We start from the raw sequence: 1,745 nt of genomic DNA, 5'->3' as shown, positions 1-1,745 counted from the left end.
TCCGAACACGAAGGTTAAGAGCCAATGCGCCAATGGTAGTGCAGGGGCAGCCCTGTGTGAGAGTAGGTCGTTGCCGGGTAGTTTTATATGGCCAGTTAGCTCAGTCGGTAGAGCAGAGGACTGAAAATCCTCGTGTCCCTGGTTCGATTCCTGGATTGGCCACCAAAACTCAAGTTTGTACTTGAGTTTTTTTATTTTTTTGCATGAATAGAGTTAATAAAAGCAAAGAGTTTGGTAAAGAAGTTTAAAAAGGTACCTTATTGAACTATTATTGATACATATGAAAGTATATGTATTAATTTGGGTGAAAATTTGACTTTTCATAAATTTTTGATTTAGCGTCAGTTTTTTAGGAAGTATTGATTGCACCACATGCTTACATAATAAAGCTTTAAACGATAAAAAAGAGGAAATAAAAAGTATTACTTAGACTTTTGATATTAAATTATAGCGGATATTTAAACTTAATGTATGTAATTAAATGTAATAAAAAGATAAAAAGGGAGGATTTTACTAATTAATGTAGAAGTATTATATTGTACCAAATATGAAAGGGGATTAGTAAAATGAAAATTTTAACAAAAATATTATCATGTGTACTATCACTTTTTACAATGATGTACTTTATAGTACCTGTTTCATCTATGAATGTAAAAGCTGATACTTACGTTCACTCAACAGATAACACAAGTATTACTTATAGTGCACATGTAGCAAATGTAGGATGGCAAAATCCAGTTAGCAATGGTGCTACAGCAGGAACAACAGGCCAAGGTTTGGCTATGCAAGCAATTCAAATTAATTATCCAAACCAAGCAGGACTTAAGCTTCAGTATCAAGCACATGTACAAAACATAGGATGGCAAGATCCAGTAAGTGATGGACAAACAGCAGGAACAACAGGCCAAAATTTACAAATGGAAGCAATCAAGATATCAATAGTAGATTCATCAGGAAATTTATCAACAAATTATTCAATATATTATAGAACTCATATTGCTAATTTAGGTTGGACAACATGGACAAAAGATGGACAACAATCAGGAACAACAGGCCAAGGTTTAGCTATACAAGCAATTCAAATATGTGTAGCCAAGGTTGGTACAGATTTCTATAAATAGATGGAATCATTAATAGATCCAACAGCTAATGCAAGTATTACGTATAATGCACATGTACAAAACATAGGATGGCAAAATACGGTTAGTAATGGTGCTACAGCAGGAACGACAGGCCAAGGTTTAGCTATGCAAGCAATACAAATCAATTATCCAAACCAAGTAGGACTTAAGCTCCAGTACCAAGCACATGTACAGAACATAGGATGGCAAGATCCGGTAAGCGATGGACAAACAGCAGGCACAACAGGCCAAAATTTACAAATGGAAGCAATTAAGATAGCAATAGTAGATTCATCAGGAAATTTATCAACAAATTATTCAGTATATTATAGAACTCATATTGCTAATTTAGCTTGGACAACGTGGACAAAAGATGGGCAACAATCAGGAACAACAGGCCAAGGTTTAGCTATACAAGCAATTCAAATATGTGTAGCCAAGGTTGGTACAGATTTTTATAGGCAGATGGAATCATTAGTAGATCCAGCGGCTAATACAAGTATTACTTATGATGCACATGTAGCAAATGTAGGGTGGCAAAATGCAGTTAGCAATGGTGCTACAGCAGGAACAACAGATCAAAACTTAGATATGCAAGCAATTCAAATTAATTATCCAAACCAA

At 34.8% G+C, this 1,745-nt stretch carries 2 protein-coding genes, 1 tRNA gene and 1 rRNA gene (1 of these 4 only partly in view); all 4 read left to right on the top strand.

Annotated features, from left to right (window positions below; translation table 11 throughout):
• Window positions 1–79, top strand: a 5S ribosomal RNA gene (rrf, locus tag CUEA01_RS25350); the annotation flags it as partial.
• 10 nt (window positions 80–89) lie between these two features.
• Window positions 90–165, top strand: a tRNA-Phe gene (locus CUEA01_RS23515).
• A 401-nt stretch (window positions 166–566) separates the two neighbouring features.
• Complete coding sequence (locus CUEA01_RS23510) at window positions 567–1,121, top strand: hypothetical protein (protein WP_234124738.1); 555 nt, start codon at window positions 567–569, stop codon at window positions 1,119–1,121.
• A protein-coding gene (locus tag CUEA01_RS23505; RefSeq protein WP_234124737.1) for a glycoside hydrolase family protein crosses the window boundary here: on the top strand, window positions 1,122–1,745 show its 5' end (the start). Its footprint extends 924 nt past the window's final position; only the first 624 of its 1,548 coding nucleotides appear in the window; the start codon lies at window positions 1,122–1,124; its stop codon lies off the right edge, out of view. It abuts the gene before it with no gap.

Origin of the sequence: Clostridium hydrogenum (assembly GCF_021432385.1) — a bacterium.
Classification (GTDB): Bacteria; Bacillota; Clostridia; order Clostridiales; family Clostridiaceae; genus Clostridium_S; species Clostridium_S hydrogenum.
Note: the sequence above shows the minus strand (reverse complement) of the source record. Positions and strands in the feature narration are given on the sequence as shown.

Coding starts and splice junctions, on each gene's coding strand:
- CUEA01_RS23510 (WP_234124738.1), top strand. CDS start 567: ATGAAAATTTTAACAAAAATATTATCATGTGTACTATCACTTTTTACA.